The sequence below is a fragment of the Chromobacterium sp. Ag138 genome, from assembly GCF_055181315.1.
The window spans coordinates 217,995-238,561 of the sequence record NZ_JBUPWA010000001.1; the positions used below are offsets into that span (position 1 = coordinate 217,995).

At 64.5% G+C, this 20,567-nt stretch carries 18 protein-coding genes; 12 read left to right on the forward strand and 6 right to left on the reverse strand.

All coding sequences use genetic code 11. From position 1 onward, the window contains the following. The first annotated feature begins 2 nt into the window (after positions 1-2). From lpxA to ACY3GB_RS01135, 5 genes are read left to right on the forward strand one after another with little or no spacing between them, the layout of a single operon-like run. On the forward strand, positions 3-779 hold the full coding sequence (gene lpxA / locus ACY3GB_RS01115) for an acyl-ACP--UDP-N-acetylglucosamine O-acyltransferase (protein ID WP_463087076.1): 777 nt from the start codon (positions 3-5) through the stop codon (positions 777-779). 4 nt (positions 780-783) lie between these two features. Then, positions 784-1,956 (forward strand): lipid-A-disaccharide synthase, encoded by a 1,173-nt coding sequence (gene lpxB, locus ACY3GB_RS01120; RefSeq protein WP_463087077.1) that lies wholly within the window; start codon positions 784-786, stop codon positions 1,954-1,956. Then, positions 1,947-2,534: a ribonuclease HII gene (gene rnhB / locus ACY3GB_RS01125; RefSeq protein ID WP_463087078.1), complete on the forward strand. Its 588-nt coding sequence runs from the start codon at positions 1,947-1,949 to the stop codon at positions 2,532-2,534. Before lpxB ends, rnhB begins: the two co-directional genes overlap by 10 nt. A gap of 1 nt (position 2,535) precedes the next feature. Next, the gene (locus ACY3GB_RS01130) at positions 2,536-3,039 is read left to right on the forward strand and encodes a DNA-deoxyinosine glycosylase (protein WP_463087079.1); all 504 of its coding nucleotides are present in this window, start codon (positions 2,536-2,538) and stop codon (positions 3,037-3,039) included. Between the two features lie 26 nt (positions 3,040-3,065). Then, on the forward strand, positions 3,066-3,281 hold the full coding sequence (locus tag ACY3GB_RS01135; RefSeq protein ID WP_021477844.1) for a hypothetical protein: 216 nt from the start codon (positions 3,066-3,068) through the stop codon (positions 3,279-3,281). Positions 3,282-3,324: 43 nt separating this feature from the next. Here the strand turns inward: ACY3GB_RS01135 and ACY3GB_RS01140 are convergent, their stop codons facing one another. The 4 genes from ACY3GB_RS01140 to ACY3GB_RS01155 all read right to left on the reverse strand — a co-directional run bounded on the left by ACY3GB_RS01140 (position 3,325) and on the right by ACY3GB_RS01155 (position 7,693). After that, positions 3,325-5,529 carry an ATP-binding protein gene (locus ACY3GB_RS01140; RefSeq protein ID WP_463087080.1) on the reverse strand — a complete coding sequence of 735 codons (2,205 nt, stop codon included), beginning with the start codon at positions 5,527-5,529 and terminating at the stop codon, positions 3,325-3,327. Between the two features lie 4 nt (positions 5,530-5,533). Next, on the reverse strand, positions 5,534-6,043 hold the full coding sequence (locus ACY3GB_RS01145; protein ID WP_463087081.1) for a putative pterin-binding protein: 510 nt from the start codon (positions 6,041-6,043) through the stop codon (positions 5,534-5,536). A 26-nt stretch (positions 6,044-6,069) separates the two neighbouring features. Further along, positions 6,070-7,278: an EAL domain-containing response regulator gene (locus ACY3GB_RS01150; protein WP_463087082.1), complete on the reverse strand. Its 1,209-nt coding sequence runs from the start codon at positions 7,276-7,278 to the stop codon at positions 6,070-6,072. Between the two features lie 94 nt (positions 7,279-7,372). Further along, positions 7,373-7,693 carry a hypothetical protein gene (locus ACY3GB_RS01155; RefSeq protein WP_463087083.1) on the reverse strand — a complete coding sequence of 107 codons (321 nt, stop codon included), beginning with the start codon at positions 7,691-7,693 and terminating at the stop codon, positions 7,373-7,375. 363 nt (positions 7,694-8,056) lie between these two features. Here ACY3GB_RS01155 and ACY3GB_RS01160 point away from each other — a divergent pair, with 363 nt between their 5' ends. The 5 genes from ACY3GB_RS01160 to ACY3GB_RS01180 all read left to right on the forward strand — a co-directional run bounded on the left by ACY3GB_RS01160 (position 8,057) and on the right by ACY3GB_RS01180 (position 18,253). Continuing rightward, complete coding sequence (locus ACY3GB_RS01160) at positions 8,057-9,658, forward strand: NAD(P)/FAD-dependent oxidoreductase (RefSeq protein WP_463087084.1); 1,602 nt, start codon at positions 8,057-8,059, stop codon at positions 9,656-9,658. A gap of 138 nt (positions 9,659-9,796) precedes the next feature. Then, positions 9,797-11,362: an alkaline phosphatase D family protein gene (locus ACY3GB_RS01165; RefSeq protein WP_463087085.1), complete on the forward strand. Its 1,566-nt coding sequence runs from the start codon at positions 9,797-9,799 to the stop codon at positions 11,360-11,362. Positions 11,363-11,614: 252 nt separating this feature from the next. Continuing rightward, positions 11,615-15,073 carry a GMC family oxidoreductase N-terminal domain-containing protein gene (locus ACY3GB_RS01170; RefSeq protein ID WP_463087086.1) on the forward strand — a complete coding sequence of 1,153 codons (3,459 nt, stop codon included), beginning with the start codon at positions 11,615-11,617 and terminating at the stop codon, positions 15,071-15,073. 74 nt (positions 15,074-15,147) lie between these two features. After that, a complete protein-coding gene (locus ACY3GB_RS01175; protein WP_463087087.1) occupies positions 15,148-17,034 on the forward strand; it encodes a c-type cytochrome in 1,887 nt (628 codons plus the stop codon). A 34-nt stretch (positions 17,035-17,068) separates the two neighbouring features. Then, on the forward strand, positions 17,069-18,253 hold the full coding sequence (locus ACY3GB_RS01180) for a metallophosphoesterase family protein (RefSeq protein WP_463087088.1): 1,185 nt from the start codon (positions 17,069-17,071) through the stop codon (positions 18,251-18,253). Positions 18,254-18,266: 13 nt separating this feature from the next. On the opposite strand, the gene ACY3GB_RS01185 is transcribed toward ACY3GB_RS01180, so the two are convergent. Continuing rightward, entirely contained in the window at positions 18,267-18,773 is a 507-nt protein-coding gene (locus tag ACY3GB_RS01185) for a GAF domain-containing protein (protein ID WP_463087089.1), read from the reverse strand. Between the two features lie 198 nt (positions 18,774-18,971). On the opposite strand from ACY3GB_RS01185, the gene ACY3GB_RS01190 reads away from it, so the two are divergent. Together ACY3GB_RS01190 and ACY3GB_RS01195 are read left to right on the forward strand one after the other, a co-directional pair. Beyond that, positions 18,972-19,103 (forward strand): hypothetical protein, encoded by a 132-nt coding sequence (locus ACY3GB_RS01190; RefSeq protein WP_463087090.1) that lies wholly within the window; start codon positions 18,972-18,974, stop codon positions 19,101-19,103. Positions 19,104-19,279: 176 nt separating this feature from the next. After that, positions 19,280-20,272 carry a hypothetical protein gene (locus ACY3GB_RS01195; RefSeq protein ID WP_463087091.1) on the forward strand — a complete coding sequence of 331 codons (993 nt, stop codon included), beginning with the start codon at positions 19,280-19,282 and terminating at the stop codon, positions 20,270-20,272. Here the strand turns inward: ACY3GB_RS01195 and ACY3GB_RS01200 are convergent. Continuing rightward, the gene (locus tag ACY3GB_RS01200; protein ID WP_048404812.1) at positions 20,269-20,538 is read right to left on the reverse strand and encodes a hypothetical protein; all 270 of its coding nucleotides are present in this window, start codon (positions 20,536-20,538) and stop codon (positions 20,269-20,271) included. The genes ACY3GB_RS01195 and ACY3GB_RS01200 overlap by 4 nt on opposite strands. Positions 20,539-20,567: the final 29 nt, after the last annotated feature.

The following is a 20,567-nucleotide window of genomic DNA, read 5'->3' on the forward strand; positions in this document are numbered from 1 at the left end:
ACATGGCCATCCATCCGACAGCAATCGTAGATCCCAAGGCGCAGATCGCCGACGACGTCGAAATCGGCGCCTATTCCATCATCGGCCCCCATGTCAGCATCGGGGCCGGCAGCTGGGTCGGCCCGCACGTGGTGATCGAAGGCCACACCTCCATCGGCAAGAACAACCGGATCTTCCAGTTCTGCTCGCTGGGCGCCATTCCGCAGGATCTGAAATACGCCGGCGAGCCGACGCGGCTGGAGATCGGCGACAACAACACCATCCGCGAATTCTGCACCTTCAACACCGGAACGGTGCAAGACGGCGGCGTCACCCGCATCGGCAGCGACAACTGGATCATGGCCTATGTGCACATCGCGCATGACTGCCAGGTCGGCAACCACATCATTCTGGCGAATAACGCCACCTTGGCTGGCCATGTCCACCTCGGCGATTGGGTGTTCCTGGGCGGCTTTACCAGCGTGCATCAGTTCGTCATCGTCGGCGAGCACGCGATGACGGCCTTCGCCAGCGCGGTGGCTCAGGATATTCCGGCCTTCGTGACGGCGCATGGCAACCGCGCGGTGCCTTCCGGCATCAACGCCGAGGGCATGAAGCGCCGCGGCTTCACGCCGGAGCAGATCCGCCGCGTCCGCAACGCCTACAAGACGCTGTATCGCCAGGGTTTGAGCTACGAGGAGGCCAAGGCCGCCATTCTGGCCGAAGCTGGCGAGGGGCACGCCGAGCTGGCGCCGTTCGTGCGTTTCTTTGAACAATCGGCGCGAGGCATCATCCGCTGAGCTTATGAGCGATCAACTTTTCAAGCGCAAGGGGGCCTTGAAGGTTGCCATGGTGGCCGGGGAGGCTTCCGGCGACCTGCTGGCCGCCCACCTGATGGATGCGCTGCGCGCGCACCGCAGCGATATCGAATTCGCCGGCATCGGCGGCCCGCGCATGGAGGCCCGCGGCTTTCACAGCATGGTGCCGCAGGAAAAGCTGGCGGTGCGCGGCTATTCCGAAGTGCTGAAGAGCCTGCCCGAGCTGCTGAAGATTCGCCGCCGCCTGCGCGAGCGGCTGCTGGCGGAGAAGCCGGACGTGTTCATCGGCGTGGACGCGCCGGACTTCAATCTGGGGCTGGAAGCCGGATTGAAGAAGGCGGGCATTCCCACTGTGCATTACGTCAGCCCGTCGGTGTGGGCGTGGCGGCCGGAGCGCATCCAGAAGATCGGCCGCGCGGTCAACCACGTGCTGTGCCTGTTTCCGATGGAGCCGCCGCTGTACCGCCAGGCCGGCGTGCCGGTCACTTATGTCGGCCATCCGCTGGCCAGCGAGATCCCGCTGGAGCCGGACAAGGAGGCGATGCGCGACCAACTTGGCCTGCCGCAGGGCGTGCCGGTGTTCACGCTGATGCCGGGCAGCCGCCGGAGCGAGCTGGAGTACATGGCGCCCATCTATCTGGACACCGCGCGCCTGTTGCTGCGCCAGTATCCGGACGCCCAGTTCCTGGTGCCGCTGGCCACCCGCGCCACCATGGACCAGTTCGAGCAGATGCTGTACCGCTTCAAGGCGCGCGACCTGCCCATCCGCAGGCTGTTCGGCCATGCGCAGATGGCGACCATCGCCAGCGACGTGGTGCTGGTCACCAGCGGCACGGCGACGCTGGAGGTGGCGCTGACCAAGCGGCCGATGGTGATCAGCTACAAGCTGTCCGCCTTCACCTACCGGCTGGTCAAGCGCAAGATCAGGCTGCCGTACGTCGGCTTGCCCAATATCCTGTGCGGCCGATTCGTGGTGCCGGAGCTGTTGCAGAAGCAAGCCACGCCGCAAAAGCTGGCTGAAGAGATGCAGCGGCTATACACCGATTCTGCGGCCCGAATTGAAATGGAAAAGGCGTTCACCGAGCTGCATCTGGCGTTGAAGCAGGATACCGCCACCCGCGCCGCGCGCGCGGTGCTGGAGGTGGCGCGATGCCACTGATCTGCGGCGTCGACGAAGCCGGCCGCGGGCCGCTGGCCGGCGCGGTGTTCACCGCCGCGGTCATTCTTGACCCGGCAAAGCCGATTTCCGGACTGGCCGACTCCAAGGTGTTGAGCGAAGCGAAGCGCGACGAGCTGGCGGCCTGGATCAAGCGCGACGCGCTGGCTTGGTGCATCGCCAGCGCCAGCGTCGAAGAGATCGACAAGCTGAACATCCTGCACGCCACCATGCTGGCCATGACGCGCGCGGTGGAGGGGCTGCCGGTGCGCCCGGACCTGGCGCAGATCGACGGCAACCGCGTGCCCAAGCATCTGCCGGTGCCGGGCGAGGCCATCGTCAAGGGCGACGCCAAGGTGGCGGCCATTTCCGCCGCGTCCATCCTGGCCAAGACGGCGCGCGACGCCGAGCTGGTGGCGCTGGACGCTTTGCATCCGCAATACGGTTTCGCCCGCCACAAGGGCTATCCCACCGCCGAGCATCTGGCCGCCATCGAAGCCCACGGCGTGTTGCCGGCGCATCGCAAAACCTTCGGTCCGGTCAGGGCCTGGCTGGCCAGCCATCAAGGGATGTTGTTCTAACATGGCGGAGCAGGGCGGCAAGCGCTGCTTTCCGCCGGTGGCGGACGCCGGAACCCGGTTATTGATCCTGGGATCGTTGCCCGGCGACGCCTCGCTTGCCGCCGGCGAATACTACGCCCACCCTCGCAACCAGTTTTGGCGCTTGCTGGGCGAAGTGCTGGGACGGAATCTGGTTTCTCTGCCTTACGAAGAACGCCTCACCGCCTTGCGCGAGTCCGGCGTGGGTCTGTGGGACGTGGTGGCCCAAGCCAGCCGCAAGGGCAGCCTGGACGCCGACCTGAGGGAAATCCAGCATAACGATTTGAGCGATTTCGCCGCCAGCCTGCCCGCTTTGCGCGCGGTGGCCTTCAACGGCGCGACCGCCGCCAAGGCGGAAGCGCAGCTGGCCGGCCTCGGCCTCGCCGTTGCGCGTTTGCCTTCGTCCAGCCCGGCGCATACGCTGGCCTACGAGGCAAAACTTGCGGTCTGGCGGCAGTTGGAACGATATTTAGACTTGTCAGCGTAATTTCGCACCCAGTCGGAGGGTTGCCGATGAACCGTTATTGCATCTGGTTTGTCACCACGGACGACAGCGTGATGCGTCGCGCGGAAGTCGCCATCAATGGCGTGATCCACAGCCATCAGGTGCTGGAGGAAATCGAGGGGCAGCTGGCGGGGGAGTGCGGTCTCAGCCAGGTGATGATCGTGGACTGGAAGCGCTTCGAAACGCCGGAGCAGGACGGGGGGCGATTGGTGCGGGTGGCCTAGCCCTGCTTATCGCCGCCATGCCGCGCGGGCCGCGGCGGCGGCGCTAATCCGCAGGGCTGGCCAGGTGGCCTTGCTCGACGCACGCTTGCCGGGTGGCCTGGAACTGGGCGATCACCTGCGCGATCTGCGGCGCCGGCGCGCAATTGGATTGCAGCGACTGGTTTTCCAGCTCCTGGCAGCGCCGGGCCAGGCTGGCGAAGCCCAGCGTCACCGCGCCTCCTTTCATGCCATGGGCCAGGTGAAACAGGTTTTCCCGATCCGGTTGCCGCTGATTGATCCGCAATTGCCGAACTGATTCCTGATGGCTGGCGAAATATTGCTCCACCAGCTGCCGGTATTGCTCATCGGACAGCAGTTCGACGAAATCCGTGATGGTGCGCGCGTCGAGGACGGGTTCTTCCCTCGCCTGCGGCGCGGCGCTGGGCGCCGGCGGAAACTGTTTTTGCAGGACCGCCAGCAACTGGTCGCGGCTCAGCGGCTTGGTCAGGAAATCGTCCAATCCCTGTTCCAGCATTTGCTGGCGGGTTTCCGGGAAGGCGTCCGCGGTCAGCGCGATGATCGGCATCTTGGGGGTCAGCGCTTGCTCGCGCAGTCCGCGCGCGGTTTTCACGCCATCCATGCCGGGCATGTGAAGGTCCATCAGCACCAGGTCGAAGGGCTGGGCGGCGGCCAGCCGCAGCGCCTCGGGGCCGTCAGAAGCCAGCGTCGGCTGCTGGTTCAGCCTTTCCAGCAGCGCTTGCAGATACTTGCGGTTCACCTCGTTGTCGTCCACCACCAGGATTCTCAGCGGCCGGCTCAGCGTGTCGTGGCTGGATAGGGACTCGATGGCTTCAGGCGGTATGTCCGGCGCGGCGATCACTCTCAGCGGCAGCGTCAGTTGAAAGCAGCTGCCCTGGGCGGGAACGCTGCTGACCGAGATTTCGCCGCCCATCAGCCGGGCCAGGTTTTGCGAGATCTCCAGGCCCAGGCCGCTTCCGCCGTACTGGCGGGCTGTGGAGCCGTCGCCCTGGGAGAAGCGCTTGAACAATTTCGCCTGAGTGGCTTGATCCATGCCTACGCCGGTGTCGGTCACCACCAGCAGCAGCTGGGCCGTGCCCGGCTGTTCTCCCTGCGGCGCCGAAGCGTGAACGGTGACGCCGCCGCGTTCGGTGAACTTGATGGCGTTGCTCAGCAGATTGAGCAGTATTTGCCGCAGGCGGGTCGGGTCTAGTTCCACCCATTCCGGAATTTCCGACGCCAAGTCCAGATTCAGCATCAGGCCCTTGGCCTGCGCCTGGGCGTTCATCAGATTCGCCACCTGGCGCAGCAGGTGAGCGAGGTTGCAGGTGACCGGCGCCAGCTCAAGCTTGCCCGACTCCAGCTTGCTGGCGTCCAGCACATCGTTCAGCAGCAGCAGCAGGTGGCGCGCCGATTCCTCGGCCATGCGGATGTAGCCGGCCTGGCTGGAGCTGGGGTGGGTGTCGGCCAGCAGCGCCAGCATGCCCAGCACGCCGTTGAGCGGCGTGCGTATTTCGTGGCTCATATTGGCGAGAAAGGCGCTTTTGGACAGGCTGCCCGCCTCGGCCTGGCTGCGGGCCTCCTCCAGGCTGCCGGTCAGCGTTTCCAGCGTGCGGCGGCGCTTTTCCAGCTGCCGCAGTTGCCGGATCACCGTGAAGCCGAAGCCGAAGATCAGCACCCATTCGAAACCCATCAGCCAATTGCTGACCGCGATGTACTGCTGCATGGTGCGGTTTCGATTGTCCACCTGTTGCGCGACAACCTGGTTGGCCTGCAGCGACAAATCGTGCAGCCCGTCGGACAGCGAGGCCGACTGCTGTTCCAGCCGCGCCAGGCTGACAGGGTCATTCGCCGCGGGCGCGGCGCTGAAGTAGGCGTCGCCCTGGCGGACGAAGGCGTCCAGCCGGCTTTGAATCAGCAGGTATTGCGGCTGATCCTGCAGCAGCTGGCGGTATTGGCCGCCGCGTATGATGGCGATGCGGCTGACGAAGATGTCGTAGCGCTGTTGCAGCTGGTCCGACGCGATCTGGCCGTGTTGCGCTTCATGCAGCGCGGCTTGGAGACGGAAGTTTTCCGCCTCCAGCTGAAAGTAGGCCCAGCTGATGTTGTCGTCCTGGTAGAGCACGGCGTTGGTGAGAATCTGCGATTGCCGGTGCTGGACATAGGCGGCCCCGGCGAATACGCATAGCAGGGCGGCGCCGATCGCGGCCAGCATCCGCCAGGAAGTGGAGTGCTCTTTGCCCTTGGTCATGGCCTCACTCCACCTGCAACGACTTCAATTGCCAGGCGGAACGGTTGTAATAGATTTCCGAGCGCAGCGCGGGCTGGCTGTCGTAGGGGTAGACGATGAACAGCGGCCCCTTGTCACGCACCGGCATCGGCTTGTCGTTGAGCAGGCGGGCAAGCACCACCTGGTAGCGCGCGGCGTCGTCAAACGGGATGTCGGTCTTGTAGTCATTCAACGCGATGGCTTTCAGCATGCGGCCTTTCGCGCCGACCAGATTGAGCACGTCCTGCAGATAAGGCCCGGTGAAGCGGCTGACGCCAGGCAGCCATGGCGTGCGGGTGACGATGGTATGCTGCGGCAGCGCGGCGAGCATGTTCATGTCGAACACCGCGTCGTTGTCGTGATTCTTGTTGCTGATTTGGCCGCTGATGGTCAACACCACCTTGCCGGCGGGGCTGGGCAACGGGGGGCTTTCGGCCTGGCACGGCGGGATGGCCAGGAACAGCAGGATCAGAACGGTTCGGCCGAGGGCATGCATGGCTAGGCTCCTAATATATTCCGGCTTCAAACGGCATCGGAAAGGTTGGGCGCGGCATGAAGAAAAACGCCGCGGTGTTTCAGCAGCCAGCCGCGAAAGCTTTCCGCATCCACCGGCGGCGAGATGAAGGACCCTTGGGCGATCTCTACGCCCAGCTGCCGGCAAAGCTGCCATTCAGACTCCGTCGCCACGCCTTCCGCCACCACGTCCAGCCCCAGTTGACGCCCGAGTTCGGCGCTGGCGCGGACGATGGAGAAATTGGTCGGATTGCGCGCGGCGTCGATGACGAAACCCTTGTCTATCTTCAGCTCGGTGAAGGGAATGCGCGAGAGGCGGTCCATGCTGGCGAAGCCGGTGCCGAAATCGTCTATCGCCAGCCGCGCGCCTTTCAGCCGCAGGCGGGTGAGCAATTCCAGCGCGCGCGTCGGGTTGGCCATCAGGCCGGTTTCCGTCACCTCCACGATCAGGCGGCTGAAGGGGAAGCCGCAATCGACGAGTATGCGTTCGAAGCGGGAGACCAGCGCGATCTCGTTCAGCGATTCCACCGACAGGTTGAGCGACATCGCCAGCGGCGTCTCGCTGGGCAGCCTGTCCATGATGGCAGCCGCCTGCCGCAGCATCTGCAGGGTCAGCTCGGTGATCAGGCTGGAGTTTTCCGCCAGCTGGATGAATTGCTGCGGACCTATCAGTCCGAGCCGGGGATGCTGCCACCTCGCCAGGACTTCCGCCGAGCGTATCCGTCCGTCATCCATCGAAACCTGGGGCTGCAGGAAAGGGCGGAGCTCGCCCTTGGAGATGGCGGCGCGCAGTTCGTCTTCCGTGGGCGGGGACACGACGCCCGCTGTGTGGCGGCTGGCGGGAGGAGGCTGGTTGATCAGGCGCTGCAGCGTCTGGTGGTTGATGGGCTTGGGCAGCACGCCCGCCAGCCATAGATCGTACATGCGGGCCAACTCCGCCACCGACTCGATCACTCTCTCGTCGAAGCCGCTGGAAATCAGCAGCATGCCTTGAAAGCCTCGCTCGCCCAGATGGCGGACGAACTCGATGCCGTCCATGCGCGGCATGTCGAGGTCGCAGAAGATCACGTCGAAGCGTCGATCCCCGGCGTCCAGCTGGATCAGAGCGTCGAGGCCGTCGCTGGCCACCACCACGCTTTCGTAGCCGAGGCGTTTCAACACCATCACGAGAAATTGCTGCGATACGGCATCGTCGTCTATGACCAGTATCCGGTGCATCGCCTCTCCCATGGCGCCAGAGCGCCATATGGTGTGGATGCTGCAATTATAGTGATGGGTTTCCGGGCGGGTAAGGGACCGCCCGGCGGGGGAGTCAACTATCCTGGCCGATGTCCAGCTGGCTGATCTTGCCGTTTGCGCCCAGATGGAACTTGAAGTAGGTGTTGAAATTGCCCCAACGGTCGCTGTGAAAGCCGCCGTACACGTCCAGCCCCTGGTTTTCCACCCGGTCTATGCTGGTGAAGCGCTCGTGCCCCATCGCGTGTTCGCTGAATTTGTGGAAATTGGCGGGCAGTCCATCATCGGTCAGTGTCGCGTCGGTATTGAACTGCGCCATCCAGTTGGCGTGATCGCCGTGCTGCAATGCCTCTATCGCCAGCCGCACCGCCGGCTGGGTGAGTATGTCCAGATTCATGAGGATTCTCCTTGATGCAACGCATTCCGCTCGTTTCGATCTTCCTGGCAAAGGCCGCGCGCATGGCGATCATGCCTTGTTGTCGTCGCGGCGGAAGTGTCGAAACAGGAGCGGTCCCGATAACTTGCAACTTTGCCCTGCTCGCGCTATCTGGAGCGGCGCGGCAGAGGGTTCCGTCTGCCTGATGGCGGAGGACGGCGGGCGTGGCGGGAAAGGCCAAGCCGGTGGCGCAAGCCACAGTATGCTATAGCCAACGCGCGAGGGGATTGCAATCGGCGGCTTGACCATTGTCATGCCTGGATGCGCGGTTTGCCGCTACAATGGCGCCTCGTTGAATAGACACCAACCTGTTACTGGATTTTTATGTTGCGCATTTCCGAACTCAAGCTGCCGCTGGACCATACGCCTGAGGAGCTGGCCGACGCCGTCGCCGGCTTTTTGAAAGTACCGGCGGAGGACGTTCGCGGCTTTACCGTGTTCAAACGCAGCTACGACGCCCGCAAGGGCGTGATGAGCCTGGTCTACATCGTCGATGTCGATGTGGCCAATGAGGACAAGCTGTTCGCCCGCTTCAAGGGCGACCGCCGGGTGATGCCCACCCCGGACACCAATTATTACTATGTCGCCCAGGCGCCGGCGGAGCTGAAGCGGCGCCCGGTGGTGGTAGGCTTCGGCCCTTGCGGCATTTTCGCCGCGCTGATCCTGGCTCAGATGGGCTTCAAGCCCATCGTGCTGGAGCGCGGCAAGGAAGTGCGCCAGCGCACCAAGGACACCTGGGGCCTGTGGCGCAAGAGCGAGCTCAATACCGAGTCCAATGTGCAGTATGGCGAGGGCGGCGCCGGCACCTTCTCGGACGGCAAGCTGTACAGCCAGATCAAGGACCCGCGCCATCTGGGCCGCAAAGTGCTGACGGAGTTCGTCAAGGCCGGCGCGCCGGAGGAAATCCTCTACCTGGCCCGCCCCCACATCGGCACTTTCCGTCTGGTTTCCATGGTGGAGAACATGCGCGCCGAAATCATCGAGCTGGGCGGCGAGATCCGCTTCGAACAGCGCGTGGACGACCTGATTCTGGACGGCGACCGCGTGCGCGGCGTGAAGCTGGCGGATGGCAGCGAAGTGCTGAGCGACCACGTGGTGCTGGCGCTGGGACACAGCGCGCGCGACACCTTCCAGATGCTGGAGAAGCGTGGGGTGTACATGGAAGCCAAGCCGTTCTCGGTAGGCGTCCGCATCGAACATCCGCAATCGCTGATCGACGCGGCGCGCTGGGGCAAGTACGCCGGCCATCCCTTGCTGGGCGCGGCGGATTACAAGCTGGTGCACCACGCCGGCAACGGCCGCGCGGTGTACAGCTTCTGCATGTGCCCGGGCGGCACCGTGGTGGCCGCCACTTCGGAAGAGAAGCGGGTGGTCACCAACGGCATGAGCCAGTATTCGCGCAACGAGCGCAACGCCAACTCCGGCTTCGTGGTCAGCATTTCGCCGGAAGTGGACTATCCGGGCGGCCCGTTGGCCGGGCTGGACTTCCAGCGCGAGCTGGAAAGCAAGGCGTATGAGTTGGGCGGCGGCGACTACTTCGCGCCGGCGCAGCTGCTGGGCGACTTCATGGCCGGCAAGGCGTCCACCAAGCTGGGCAGCGTCGAGCCGTCGTACAAGCCGGGCGTGACCATGACCGATCTGTCCCGAATCCTGCCCGACTTCTGCGTGGAGGCGATGCGCGAAGCGATTCCGCACTTTGCCCGCCAGATACGCGGCTACGACCTCTACGACGCGGTGTTGACCGGTCTGGAAACCCGCACCAGCTCGCCGTTGCGCATCACCCGCGGCGACGATGGCCAGAGTCTGAACATCAAGGGCCTGTTCCCCGCCGGCGAGGGCGCGGGCTACGCCGGCGGCATTCTGTCGGCGGGCGTGGACGGCATCAAGGTGGCGGAGGCGGTGGCCAAGGCCATGCTGGGCCAGTAAGGCATTGGTCTTCGCATCGGCCGCCGCGGCTCGTCAGCCGCGGCGGTTTTCATTTGTCCATCCACGCAATGTTCATCCAGGCGTCAAACGCCTGGCATCCGGCCTTGGCAGGATGCCGGTTTCGCTCGGGAGAACAAGATGGATAGACGGAATTTCCTCAAGACCACGCTGGCCGGCAGCGGCGGCTGGCTGCTGGGCGCCGCCGCGCAAGCCGCGCCGGCGCTGATCGTGCCCGATCGGCTGCGCCCGCAGGCGACATCCGGCATCCAGATAGGCGATGCGGGCGCGGACCGGGCGATTGTCTGGGCGCGCGCCGATCGCGCGGCGCGCATGCTGGTGGAGTGGGATGTCAGCGAGCGCTTCGCCGATGCCCGCAAGCTGCGCGGGCCGTGGGCCACTGAGGCCACCGATTTCACCACCCGCGTCGACCTGAGCGGCCTGTCGGCCGGCGAGCAGCTGTTCGTCCGCGTGCGCTACGAAGACGCCGCTTCGCCGCGCGCGCTGTCCGAGCCGCTGCTGGGCTGTTTCCGCACGGCAGCGCGGCAGCCGCGCGACTTGCGCTTCGTCTGGTCCGGCGATACCGCCGGCCAGGGCTTCGGCATCAATCCGGACTGGGGCGGCATGCGCATCTATGAAACCATGCGCCGGCAGCGGCCAGATTTTTTCGTCCACTGCGGCGACACCATTTACGCCGATGGTCCGATGGCCGCCGAAATGACGGTGGAAGAAGGGCGGATATGGCGCAACCTGGTGACGTCCGAGGTGAGCAAGGTGGCGGAGACGCTGGACGAATACCGCGGCCGCTATCGCTATAACCTGTTGGACGACAATGTGCGCCGCTTCGCCGCCGAAGTGCCGCAGATTTGGCAGTGGGACGACCACGAGGTGGTCAACAACTGGTCGGACAGCAAGAATCTCGCCGACGACGCCCGCTATCGCGAAAAGAACATCGGGGTGCTGCAGGCCCGCGCGACGCGCGCCTTCATGGAGTACGCGCCGCTGCGCCATTACGGCGATCGCGAAAGCGAGCGGGTGTACCGCCGCCTGCCCCAAGGGCCGCTGCTGGACGTGTTCGTGGTGGACATGCGCAGCTACCGCGACGCCAACAGCGCTAATCTGCAGGCCGAGGGCGAGCCGGGCGGCAGCTTCATGGGGCGGGAGCAGCTGCAATGGCTGCTGGAGGGGCTGAAGTCGTCGCGCGCGGTCTGGAAGGCGGTGATGGCGGACATGCCGCTGGCGCTGCAAGTGGGCGATGGCAAGAACGCCGACGGCAGCCCGCGCTGGGAAGCGATGGCCAACGGCGACCACGGACAGCCGCGCGGGCGCGAACGGGAGCTGGCCTGGCTGTTGCGGGAGATCAAGCGCCAGGACATCCGCAACGTGGTCTGGTTCACCGCCGATGTCCATTACACCGCCGCCCATCACTATCATCCGGAGCGTGCTGCGTTCGCTGATTTCAATCCGTTCTGGGAGTTTGTGTCCGGCCCGCTCAACGCCGGCACCTTCGGGCCGAACGCGCTGGACATGACTTTCGGCCCCAAGGTCGTATACCAGAAAGCCCCGCCCGCACAGAACGCCTCGCCGCTGGCGGGGCTGCAGTTCTTCGGCCAGGTGGACATCGATGCCCGCAGCCGGGCGATGACGGTAAGGCTGAAGGATGTGGCGGGGCAGACCCTGTTCACCCAGGAATTGCCGCCGGCCTGACCCGTGCCGCAGCCGCCGATCGTCTTTGCGTCGGCGGCTATTCCTTGGCGATATGCTGCGGCAACACAAGCTTAACAGCGGCATTGACAGGAGCATTGTTCTGATCTAGATAAAATCATGCTGTCACAATGACAATACCGCCGGTTTCACTTTCATCGATGACCGGCATCCGCGTCCGCAGCGATGCCTGCGCCGCGCCTTCTGCAATGGTATTCGTGGCCTGACTGCTCGATCCTGTCCGGGAGAAAGTCAATGGTGCGAATCGCGTCCCCCATCAGTGAAATCAAGGAACGTTACGAGGTTGTGGTGATCGGCTCCGGCTACGGCGGCGGCATCGCCGCGTCGCGGATGGCGCGGGCCGGCCGTTCCGTCTGTCTGCTGGAGCGGGGCCGGGAGATCATTCCCGGCGAGTACCCCGACACGCTGGCGGAGGCGACAGAAGAATTCCAGGTCCACCATCCGGACGGCCATCTGGGTTCGCGCACCGGCTTGTACGATCTGCACGTCAACGCGCAGCAGAACGTGATCGTCGGCTGCGGCCTGGGCGGCACCTCGCTGATCAACGCCAATGTCTCGCTGCAGCCGGAGCCGCAAGTGTTCGAGGATCCGCGCTGGCCGGAGGGCGTGCGCGACCATGTCGATACGCTGCTGAAGGAGGGCTACGCGCGGGCGCAGCAGATGCTGAAGCCCACGCCCTACCCGGAAGCCGCGCCCGCGCTGCCCAAGCTGCAGGCCAACCAGAAGTCCGGCGAACGCATCCAGGCCAAGCACACGTTCTACCGGCCGCCGATCAACGTGAATTTCGAAAAGCTGCCGAACGATCTGAACCACGTCGGCGTCGAGCAGAAACCCTGCAACTACTGCGGCGACTGCGTGTCCGGCTGCAACAACCACGCCAAGAACACCACGCTGATGAACTATCTGCCGGACGCCTGCAACCACGGCGCGGAGATTTTCTGCCAGGCCTCGGTGCGCTATCTGGAGCGGGAGGGCGACGGCTGGATCGTTCATTTCCAGTACGTGGGCACCGGGCGCGAGAAATTCGACGCGCCGACGCTGTTCGTCAAGGCCGACATCGTCATCCTGTCCGCCGGCACGCTGGGCTCCACCGAGATCCTGCTGCGCTCCCGCGCCGAGGGCCTGCCGCTGTCCGACCAACTGGGCATGCACATGAGCGGCAACGGCGACATCCTCGGCTTCGGCTACAACAACGGCGACAAGATCAACGGCATCGGTTTCGGCACGCACTCTGCCAAGGAAGTCGGCCCGGTCGGACCCTGTATCACCTCCATCATCGACATGCGCGACGAGAGCGCCTGGCGCCGGCGCATGGTGATCGAGGAGGGTTCCATTCCCGGCGCCATCGGCGGGATGATGGTGCCGGCAATGGCCGCGGCGTCGGCCGAGCTGGGCCAGCCTTCGGAAACCGGCGCGCTGGCCAAGATCAAGTACGCTGCGCGGGAGGTGGAAAGCGCGCTGCGCGGGCCTTACCACGGCGCGATGAACCGCTTGCAGACCTATTTGATCATGAGCCACGACGACGGCGCCGGCCGGATGGTGCTGGACGACCACGATCAGCTGCGGCTGGATTGGCCTGGCGTGGGCGAGCAGCCCAACTTCAAGATCGGCAACGACAGGTTGCAGGAGGCCACCCGGGCGCTGGGCGGCATCTATGTGCGTAATCCGATCTGGACCGATCTGTTCAAGCACAGCCTAATCACCGTGCATCCGCTGGGCGGCTGCGTGATGGGCGAGGACGCCGGCCAGGGCGTGGTCAACCACAAGGGCCAGGCGTTCAGCGGAACGAGCGGGCGCGATGTCTATCCCGGCTTGTATGTGACCGACGGCTCGGTGATTCCCACCTCGCTGGCGGTGAACCCGCTGTTCACCATCTCGGCGGTCAGCGAGCGGGCGATGGCGCTGCTGGCGGCGGACCGCGGCTGGAAGATCGACTACACGCTGCCGTCGGCGCCGCGCCGCGCGCCGCAGCCGCAGTCGGACAAGCCCGGCATCGAATTCACCGAGACCATGAAGGGCTTCTTCTCCACCGCCCACCGCCAGCCGGCTGGAACCGATCTGGCCGTGTACGAGGCGGCGGCCCAGGCCGGCCGGGATGCCGCTTCGACCATGGGCTTCACCGTCACGGTGGCGTCCGACGATCTGGATCGGCTGATTTCCGACCCCAGCCATCCGGCCACCATCGTCGGCACGCTGAACGCGCCGGCGCTGTCGCCGCTGCCGCTGACGGTCAGCCATGGCGTGTTCAACCTGTTCGAGGAATATCCGCAGCAGGTGGGCGAGCGGCACATGAATTACAAGATGCGCTTGAGCGCCGAGGATGGGTCCGAGTACTTCTTCAGCGCGTTCAAATCGGTGCCCAGCGATCACGGCCCGCTCAAGATCTGGGCCGATACCAGCACCTTGTACGTGACGGTGTATCAGGGCGTGAACGATGGCGGCGAGGTGGTCGGCAGCGGGGTGCTGCACATCGAGCCGGCCGACTTCGCGCGGCAGATGACCACGATGAAGGTGCTCAACGTCTCCAGCGAGGCGGAGCGGCTGAAACAGCTGGCGCGCTTCGGCGAGTATTTCGCCGGCGTGCTGTGGGAGAGCTACGGCGGCGTGCTGGCGTCCAATGTCTACTTCAACCCGGACGCGCCGCCGCGCAAGAAGCGCCCGCTCAACGCCGGCGCGCCCGAGGTGGTGTTCTTCCCGACCGACGACGGCGTCAATCTGCGGCTCACGCGCCACAACGGCGGCGGCAAGGGGCCGGTGATGCTGGTGCACGGCCTGGGCGTGGGGTCGAACATCTTCTCCACCGACACCATCTCCACCAATCTGCTGGAGTACTTGTACCAGCATGGCTACGACGTGTGGCTGCTGGACTTCCGCGTCAGCATCCTGCTGGAAGCCAGCCAGCAGCAGTGGGACGGCGACCAGGTGGCGCGCTACGACTACCCGGCGGCGATCCGGACGATACGGGCAGCCACCGATGCGGCCGACGTGCAGTGCGTGGTGCACTGCTACGGCGCCACCACCTTCTTCATGTCCATGCTGGCCGGGCTGGAAGGAGTGAGGTCGGTGGTGTGCTCGCAGATCGCCGCCGACATCGTGGTGCCGGCCGCTACTCAGGTGAAGACCGGCCTGCATCTGCCGACGGTGCTGGACAAGCTGGGCGTGCAATCGCTGACCGCCTATACCTCGTCCGACTCCAACTGGTTCGAGAAACTGTACGACACCGCGCTGAAGGGCTATGCGCTGGCGGAGGCGCAAGGCTATTGCAACAACCCGGTCTGCCACCGCATCACCTTCATGTACGCGCCGCTGTACCGTCACGAAACCCTGAACGAGACCCTGCACGACAATCTGCACGAGCTGTTCGGGGTGGCGAACATGCGCACTATGGAGCATCTGGCGCGGATGTGCCGCGAGGGGCGGCTGGTGGCGTTCGACGGCGCGGACATCTACATGCCGCACTTCGAGCGGCTGCAAATGCCCATCCTGTTCATCAGCGGCGAGCAGAACGAGTGCTATCTGCCGGAGAGCACCGAGCGCACGTACGACAAGCTGGTTCAGCGTTTCGGACCGGAGCGTTACAGCCGGCTGGTGGTGCTGGGCTACGGCCACATCGACTGCATGTTCGGCAAGAACGCGGCGGCGGACGTCTACCCGGCCATCGTCGCCCATCTGGACAAGACCGCAGGCGGCTGAGGCGGGCGCCGGGGCCGCTGTCCGGTCCCGGCCGCGCGTGGGCCATTCGACGCCGTCTTCACAAGGACCTCCCCATGGACAAGACTCGTTGCGCGGAATGCGGCGTGCGCTGGTTCCAGCGTTTCATCTGGATCGGCATCGCCATCAATATGGTGTTCGCCATCCCGGCGCTGTTCTGGCCGGACTTCCTGAACAGCAGCTTCGGCCTGCCCAGTCAGGCGGTGTACCCGTGGCTGCAGAACGCCGGCATGCTGCTGGTGGGCGTCAGCCTGTTTTACGCGCCGGCCGGTGTCAATGCCGCGCGCTACCCGGTGTATTCCTGGCTGTGCGTGCTGTCCCGGTTGATCGCGGTGGTGTTCTGGATCTATCTGATCCAGACCTCCGGCTATCCGGACGCGTTCAAGCCCTTGCTGTACTCCGACGCTGCGATGTTTTTGATCCTGGGCGTCTTGCTGTACATCGGCCTGCCGGCGGAGCAGCGGCCCTGGCCATTGCTCCTGGCCGGCCTGCGCGGCTTGTGGCGTTGCCTGGCCCAGTGCTTTTCCGGCGTCCGCCGCAAGATCGCCATCGTTGTCGTGCTGGTGTTGGCCTTCATCGGCTACGAAGCCTGGGCCAATCTGCTGCGCGAAGTGCCGCAGCCGCCGCTGGCGTCCGATGTGGACCACTTCAAATACGCGGCGATAGGGCTGGGGCCGGACGCGCGCATTCCCTTGTACGTGTTCTCGGTGCTGCCGCAGGTGTGCGCGCAGCGCATGCCCAAGCTGGGCAGCGGCTGGCAGGCGTTCGGCTTCATCTACGAGGGCGGGCATGACCTGCCGATCGGGCTGGCCAAGCGCCAGATCGGCTATCCGTCGGTGGAGCCCAATTGCGCGCTGTGCCATACCGGCATGTACCGCAAGAGCGCCGACGACGTGCCGGTGCCGGTGCCCACCGCGCCCGCGGCGCTGCTGGATCTGGAGTCGTTCCAGTGGTTCCTGTACGACTGCGCCGGCGATCCGGACTTCAACGCCAAGGTGATCGACGCCATCGAGCAGCATTACGAGCTGGGGCCGATAGAAAAGCTGTTCTACCGTTTCTTGATCGTGCCGGCCACGCGCCAGGCCTTCCTGAAGCAGAAGCAGCAGTACGCGTGGCAGAAGCTGCGGCCGCAGCAGGGGCCGGGGCGCACCGACACCTTCAACCCCACCAAGATGGTGGTGTTCGGTTTCCCGGACGACTCCACCATCGGCACGGTGGACCTGCCGCAGATCTGGAACCAGAAGCCGCGCGAGTCGCTGTACCTGCACTGGGACGGCAACAACAACGACATCAAGGAGCGCAACTACGCCGCGGCGATGGCGGTGGGCGCCACGCCGCAGTCGGTGCTGCCGGCCGAGTTCAAGCGCGTGACCGACTGGCTGCTGACGCATCAGCCGCCCAAGTGGCCGTTCGGCGGTCTGGACCAGGTGCGCGCGCATCGCGGCCAGGCGCTGTGGGAGAAGAATTGCGCCAGCTGCCACGACTTCGGCAAGGCCGATACCGGCCAGGTGACCGTGGGGCTGGATGAGCTGGGCACCGACCCCTATCGCGTCAACTCCTTCACCGTCGGGCTGGTGGACAAGTTCCACGAATTCAAGAAGCCGCCGTTCGACTTCGGCGCCTACCGCAAGACGCAGAGCTACAGCAACACGCCGACCGACGGCATCTGGCTGCGCGCGCCGTATCTGCACAATGGCTCGGTGCCGACGCTGTGGGACCTGCTGCAGAAGCCCGACAAGCGTCCCAAAGTGTTCTATCGCGGCTCCAGCGTGTTCGACACCCGCAACGTCGGCTTCATCGCCGCCGGGCCGGAGGTCAAGGGCGGCGGCTACTTCAAGTTCGACACCCGCCTGCCGGGCAATCACAACACCGGCCACGAGTATGGAACCAATCTGTCCGACAGCGAAAAGTGGGACCTGATCGAGTACATGAAAAACCTGTAGGCGGCGGCAACCGTCCGCAGAGCGGAGGTGCGAGATGGATTTCAGCGATTGGAAAAGCCGGATCGAAAACGATCTGGCGGATGCCAGGCAGACGCTTGAGCAGAAGAAGCAGATCATGGACCGGCTGCAGCAGGTGCACCAGCAGGTGCGGGACGTGATCGACTCCGGCAGCACCTCCGCCGACGGCATCCCGTGGGAGCTGGCGCGAGGCTTGTCCATCCTGGACGACGTGCTGGACGGCAAGCCATTGCCGACCACCGAGGACGAGCTGCCCACCCGGGTGATGGACGACGGCACCCTGCTGGGCTGCCGCAAGTGGGAGCTGCTGGACCCCTTGTGGGGCGAGGCGCTGGTGCAGTGGATCGGCCACCTGTGGGACTTTGCGCCGTGGGGCGGGCAGCCGGGCCGAGTCGAGATAGCGGACCAGGTCAGTTTCGCCATCGCCGGCGACTGGGGCACCGGCGATTACATCGCGGCCAAGGTGGCTGCCGCGATGAGCAAGCAGGGCGCTGACTACACCATCCATCTGGGCGATGTCTACTATGCGGGCATCAGCTCGGATGAGAGCAATGATCTGAAAGACTGGCCGGCGGGCGCGAAGGGGCAGTTCACTCTCAATTCCAATCATGAAATGTACAACGGCGCGCTTGGTTACTTCGGCGAGCTGTCGAATAAATTCCCCATGCAGCAGGGCACCAGTTATTTCAGCCTGCACAACCAGAACTGGTTGATTGTCGGCCTGGACAGCGCCTACCACTCGGACAAGATGAATCTGTACATGGACGGCGCGCTGGGAGACCAGCAGGCGGCGTGGCTGAAGCAGCTTGCCGCCGGCTGGGACAAGAAGATCATGCTGCTGTCCCACCATCAGGGTTATGCCATGGACGGCTCGACCAAGACGCCGCTGTACCAAGAGGTGGCGGCTGCGCTGGGCCGCGATCCGGATTACTGGTACTGGGGGCACCTGCACAACGTCATCTGTTACCAGCCGCAGGGCAAGCTGCTGGCCCGCTGCGTCGGCCACGGCGCGATTCCGTACGGGCCGGCCAAGGCGCTGGACGGGAAGCCGCAGGTGGCGTGGGCGGAGACGCGTTCAGCCGACGACAGCAAATACCCGGAGCGGGTGTTGAACGGCTTCGTGAAGCTGGAGCTGAACGGCGACGCGCTGACGGAAACCTTTTACGACGAGAACGGCTACCAGAGATGGCCCGAGCGCTAGCCGGCGAAGCAGGTCAGCCGGGTTCGCTGACGGCGCGGCTGCCTTCTATTTCCAGCACCACGGTATGGGCCAGCGTTTTCAGATGCCTTTTCTCCTCTCCGGCCAGGCGCTTGGGCTTGGAATCGATCAGGCACAGCGTGCCGATGGTGTGGCCGGACGACAGCTTCAACGGCGCGCCGGCGTAGAAACGAATATTGGGATCGCCAAGCACCATCGGATTGTCACTGAAGCGGTTGTCGTTGCTGGCGTCCGGGATTTCCAAGATGTCGTCGCCGAGGATGGCGTGTGCGCAGAAGCTGATGTCGCGCGGCGTTTCGCTCGCGTCCAGCCCGCAGTGCGACTTGAACCACTGGCGATTGCTGTCCACCAGGGTGATCAGCGCGATCTTGACTGCGAAGCGGGAGCGACAGTAAGCGGTGATCGCGTCGTAGCGCTCTTCCGGATCGGTATCCAGGATCAGCAACTCTTGCAGCACCCGGACGCGTTCTGCCTCGTTGGTGGGAATGCCGGGGGATTGCATGATGGCCTCGCGGTATGAGTAGTGATGTGAGTATAGGCGGCGATGCGGGCAGTAATGCCATTGCGCGATGCCATTGCAATGTTAATAGCATAAATAATACTAAGAGAGATTAGAACTTGCCGGCATTTCATGCGTCTGTAATTTTGTTAGGGCAGTTGCTCTAGCATTTCGAATTTTCCAACGACAAAGGAGATGCAGATGAACGATCAAATCCAAAGCGCGGATATCGAACTGGATGCCTGGTTCCAGGAGGAAACCTTCGCCGAAGCGGTGGAGATGATGCAAGACAAAGCCGTCGTGCCGTTCGGCACCGCGTTGTGGCCGGTCTGATAGGCATCAGCCGAATCCGTGTCTGACGACGGGGTCCTGGCGGCCCCGTTTTTTAGCGCCGCCGACAAAAACAGATCCTGGATCGCGCCTCCCTGCGTCGAACGATTGGCACGGCCCGCGGCGCTTGGTCCAGAGACTCCGCAAAGTTTAGTCAGCGGACCTTGGGAGAAAGCTGAATGCGCATCACCACCGAAGAGCAGGCGCGAAGCGTCCGCAATATGTACGCCTGCCTGGCCCTGCATCCGGCGGCCAGGGACAAGGCGGCCTCGGGAGAGCCCATCCGCCTGTTGCTGGGGTTCGACGCGTTCCACGGCGAGGTCGCCGCGCACATCGCCGAGGGCGCCGGGGAGATCATGGCTGCGGACATCCGTCTGGCGGAGCTGGAGCGCGAGAGCGCGGACGCGCTGACCGCCGCCATCGAACAGTGCGATGTCTTCATTTTCCTGTACCGCTCGTCGACGTTGCCGTCTGTCGATCCGCGCGGTCCTGTCTTCCTGTTGCCGATCAAGCAGGCGATGCAGTCCAACTGGAAGAAATCCATTCTGTTCAAGGACTACGGAACCTTCTTCTACGAAGCGTTCTCCGAGCCGCGGGCGCGGATGGCTGAGCGCAACCGCAGCCTGATCGCGCTGGCGGAGCAAGCCGGATACGTGGCGTTCGAGCAGGAGGAGGGGGGATGGCTCCGCGGCTCGATCCGGCCCGATCAATCCTGGACCTCGATAGACGGCGACGGCAATGTCGATCTAGTTCCAGGAGAGATCGCCACTTCCATCGCCGATCTGCAGGGCGAGGTGCGCTTCAGCGGCGCCTTTCTCAGCACGATACCGTTCGCCGTCAAATACGGCGTGGTCCGCGATTTCGCGACGCTGCGCATCCGCGATGGCCGGGTGGCGGACTTCAGCTGCGGCGACTCGCGCTTCTCGGCGGATTTCGACAAGTATCTGAGCGCCAACGCCGGCAACGCCGCGGTGGCGGAGTTCGGCATCGGCACCAATTGCGGCGTGAAGGGGCTGTACGGACTCAACGCCGGCTTCGAGGAGCGCCACCCAGGACTGCATCTGGGCCTGGGCGGCGGCGAGCTGGGCAGCCATCATCTGGACCTGATCTTTTCCGGCGGCCGGCTGAGTTTCGGCGACAAGGTCTTCTTCGACGGCGGCTTCTTGATCTAACTGAACACCGCGGTGAAGTCGTCGGGGATGTTCAAGCGATATTCCCCACCCACTAGCACGAAATAACAATTCAGCTGGTTCGCGGCCTGGTCCGCGTCGGTGTCCAGCACGTCGCCGGGGACTTGTATGGTGTCGAAGACGATCACGCCGGAATTGACGGTCTGGCCCGCCGGCACATCGAAAGCGTTTCCGGGCGCGTCGGGCACGACGCGGATGGTGACGGCGGTGTTGTTGGTAAGTGGGCAGTTGTTCAGCGCGAGCGACATGGCGGTCTCCAGGGCGGGGCCGGCGCGAA

Bases quoted from the DNA above. Each gene is read 5' to 3' on its own strand.
- lpxA (WP_463087076.1), top strand. From the start codon at position 3: ATGGCCATCCATCCGACAGCAATCGTAGATCCCAAGGCGCAGATCGCC.
- lpxB (WP_463087077.1), top strand. From the start codon at position 784: ATGAGCGATCAACTTTTCAAGCGCAAGGGGGCCTTGAAGGTTGCCATG.
- rnhB (WP_463087078.1), top strand. From the start codon at position 1,947: ATGCCACTGATCTGCGGCGTCGACGAAGCCGGCCGCGGGCCGCTGGCC.
- ACY3GB_RS01130 (WP_463087079.1), top strand. From the start codon at position 2,536: ATGGCGGAGCAGGGCGGCAAGCGCTGCTTTCCGCCGGTGGCGGACGCC.
- ACY3GB_RS01135 (WP_021477844.1), top strand. From the start codon at position 3,066: ATGAACCGTTATTGCATCTGGTTTGTCACCACGGACGACAGCGTGATG.
- ACY3GB_RS01140 (WP_463087080.1), bottom strand. From the start codon at position 5,529: ATGACCAAGGGCAAAGAGCACTCCACTTCCTGGCGGATGCTGGCCGCG.
- ACY3GB_RS01145 (WP_463087081.1), bottom strand. From the start codon at position 6,043: ATGCATGCCCTCGGCCGAACCGTTCTGATCCTGCTGTTCCTGGCCATC.
- ACY3GB_RS01150 (WP_463087082.1), bottom strand. From the start codon at position 7,278: ATGCACCGGATACTGGTCATAGACGACGATGCCGTATCGCAGCAATTT.
- ACY3GB_RS01155 (WP_463087083.1), bottom strand. From the start codon at position 7,693: ATGAATCTGGACATACTCACCCAGCCGGCGGTGCGGCTGGCGATAGAG.
- ACY3GB_RS01160 (WP_463087084.1), top strand. From the start codon at position 8,057: ATGTTGCGCATTTCCGAACTCAAGCTGCCGCTGGACCATACGCCTGAG.
- ACY3GB_RS01165 (WP_463087085.1), top strand. From the start codon at position 9,797: ATGGATAGACGGAATTTCCTCAAGACCACGCTGGCCGGCAGCGGCGGC.
- ACY3GB_RS01170 (WP_463087086.1), top strand. From the start codon at position 11,615: ATGGTGCGAATCGCGTCCCCCATCAGTGAAATCAAGGAACGTTACGAG.
- ACY3GB_RS01175 (WP_463087087.1), top strand. From the start codon at position 15,148: ATGGACAAGACTCGTTGCGCGGAATGCGGCGTGCGCTGGTTCCAGCGT.
- ACY3GB_RS01180 (WP_463087088.1), top strand. From the start codon at position 17,069: ATGGATTTCAGCGATTGGAAAAGCCGGATCGAAAACGATCTGGCGGAT.
- ACY3GB_RS01185 (WP_463087089.1), bottom strand. From the start codon at position 18,773: ATGCAATCCCCCGGCATTCCCACCAACGAGGCAGAACGCGTCCGGGTG.
- ACY3GB_RS01190 (WP_463087090.1), top strand. From the start codon at position 18,972: ATGAACGATCAAATCCAAAGCGCGGATATCGAACTGGATGCCTGGTTC.
- ACY3GB_RS01195 (WP_463087091.1), top strand. From the start codon at position 19,280: ATGCGCATCACCACCGAAGAGCAGGCGCGAAGCGTCCGCAATATGTAC.
- ACY3GB_RS01200 (WP_048404812.1), bottom strand. From the start codon at position 20,538: ATGTCGCTCGCGCTGAACAACTGCCCACTTACCAACAACACCGCCGTC.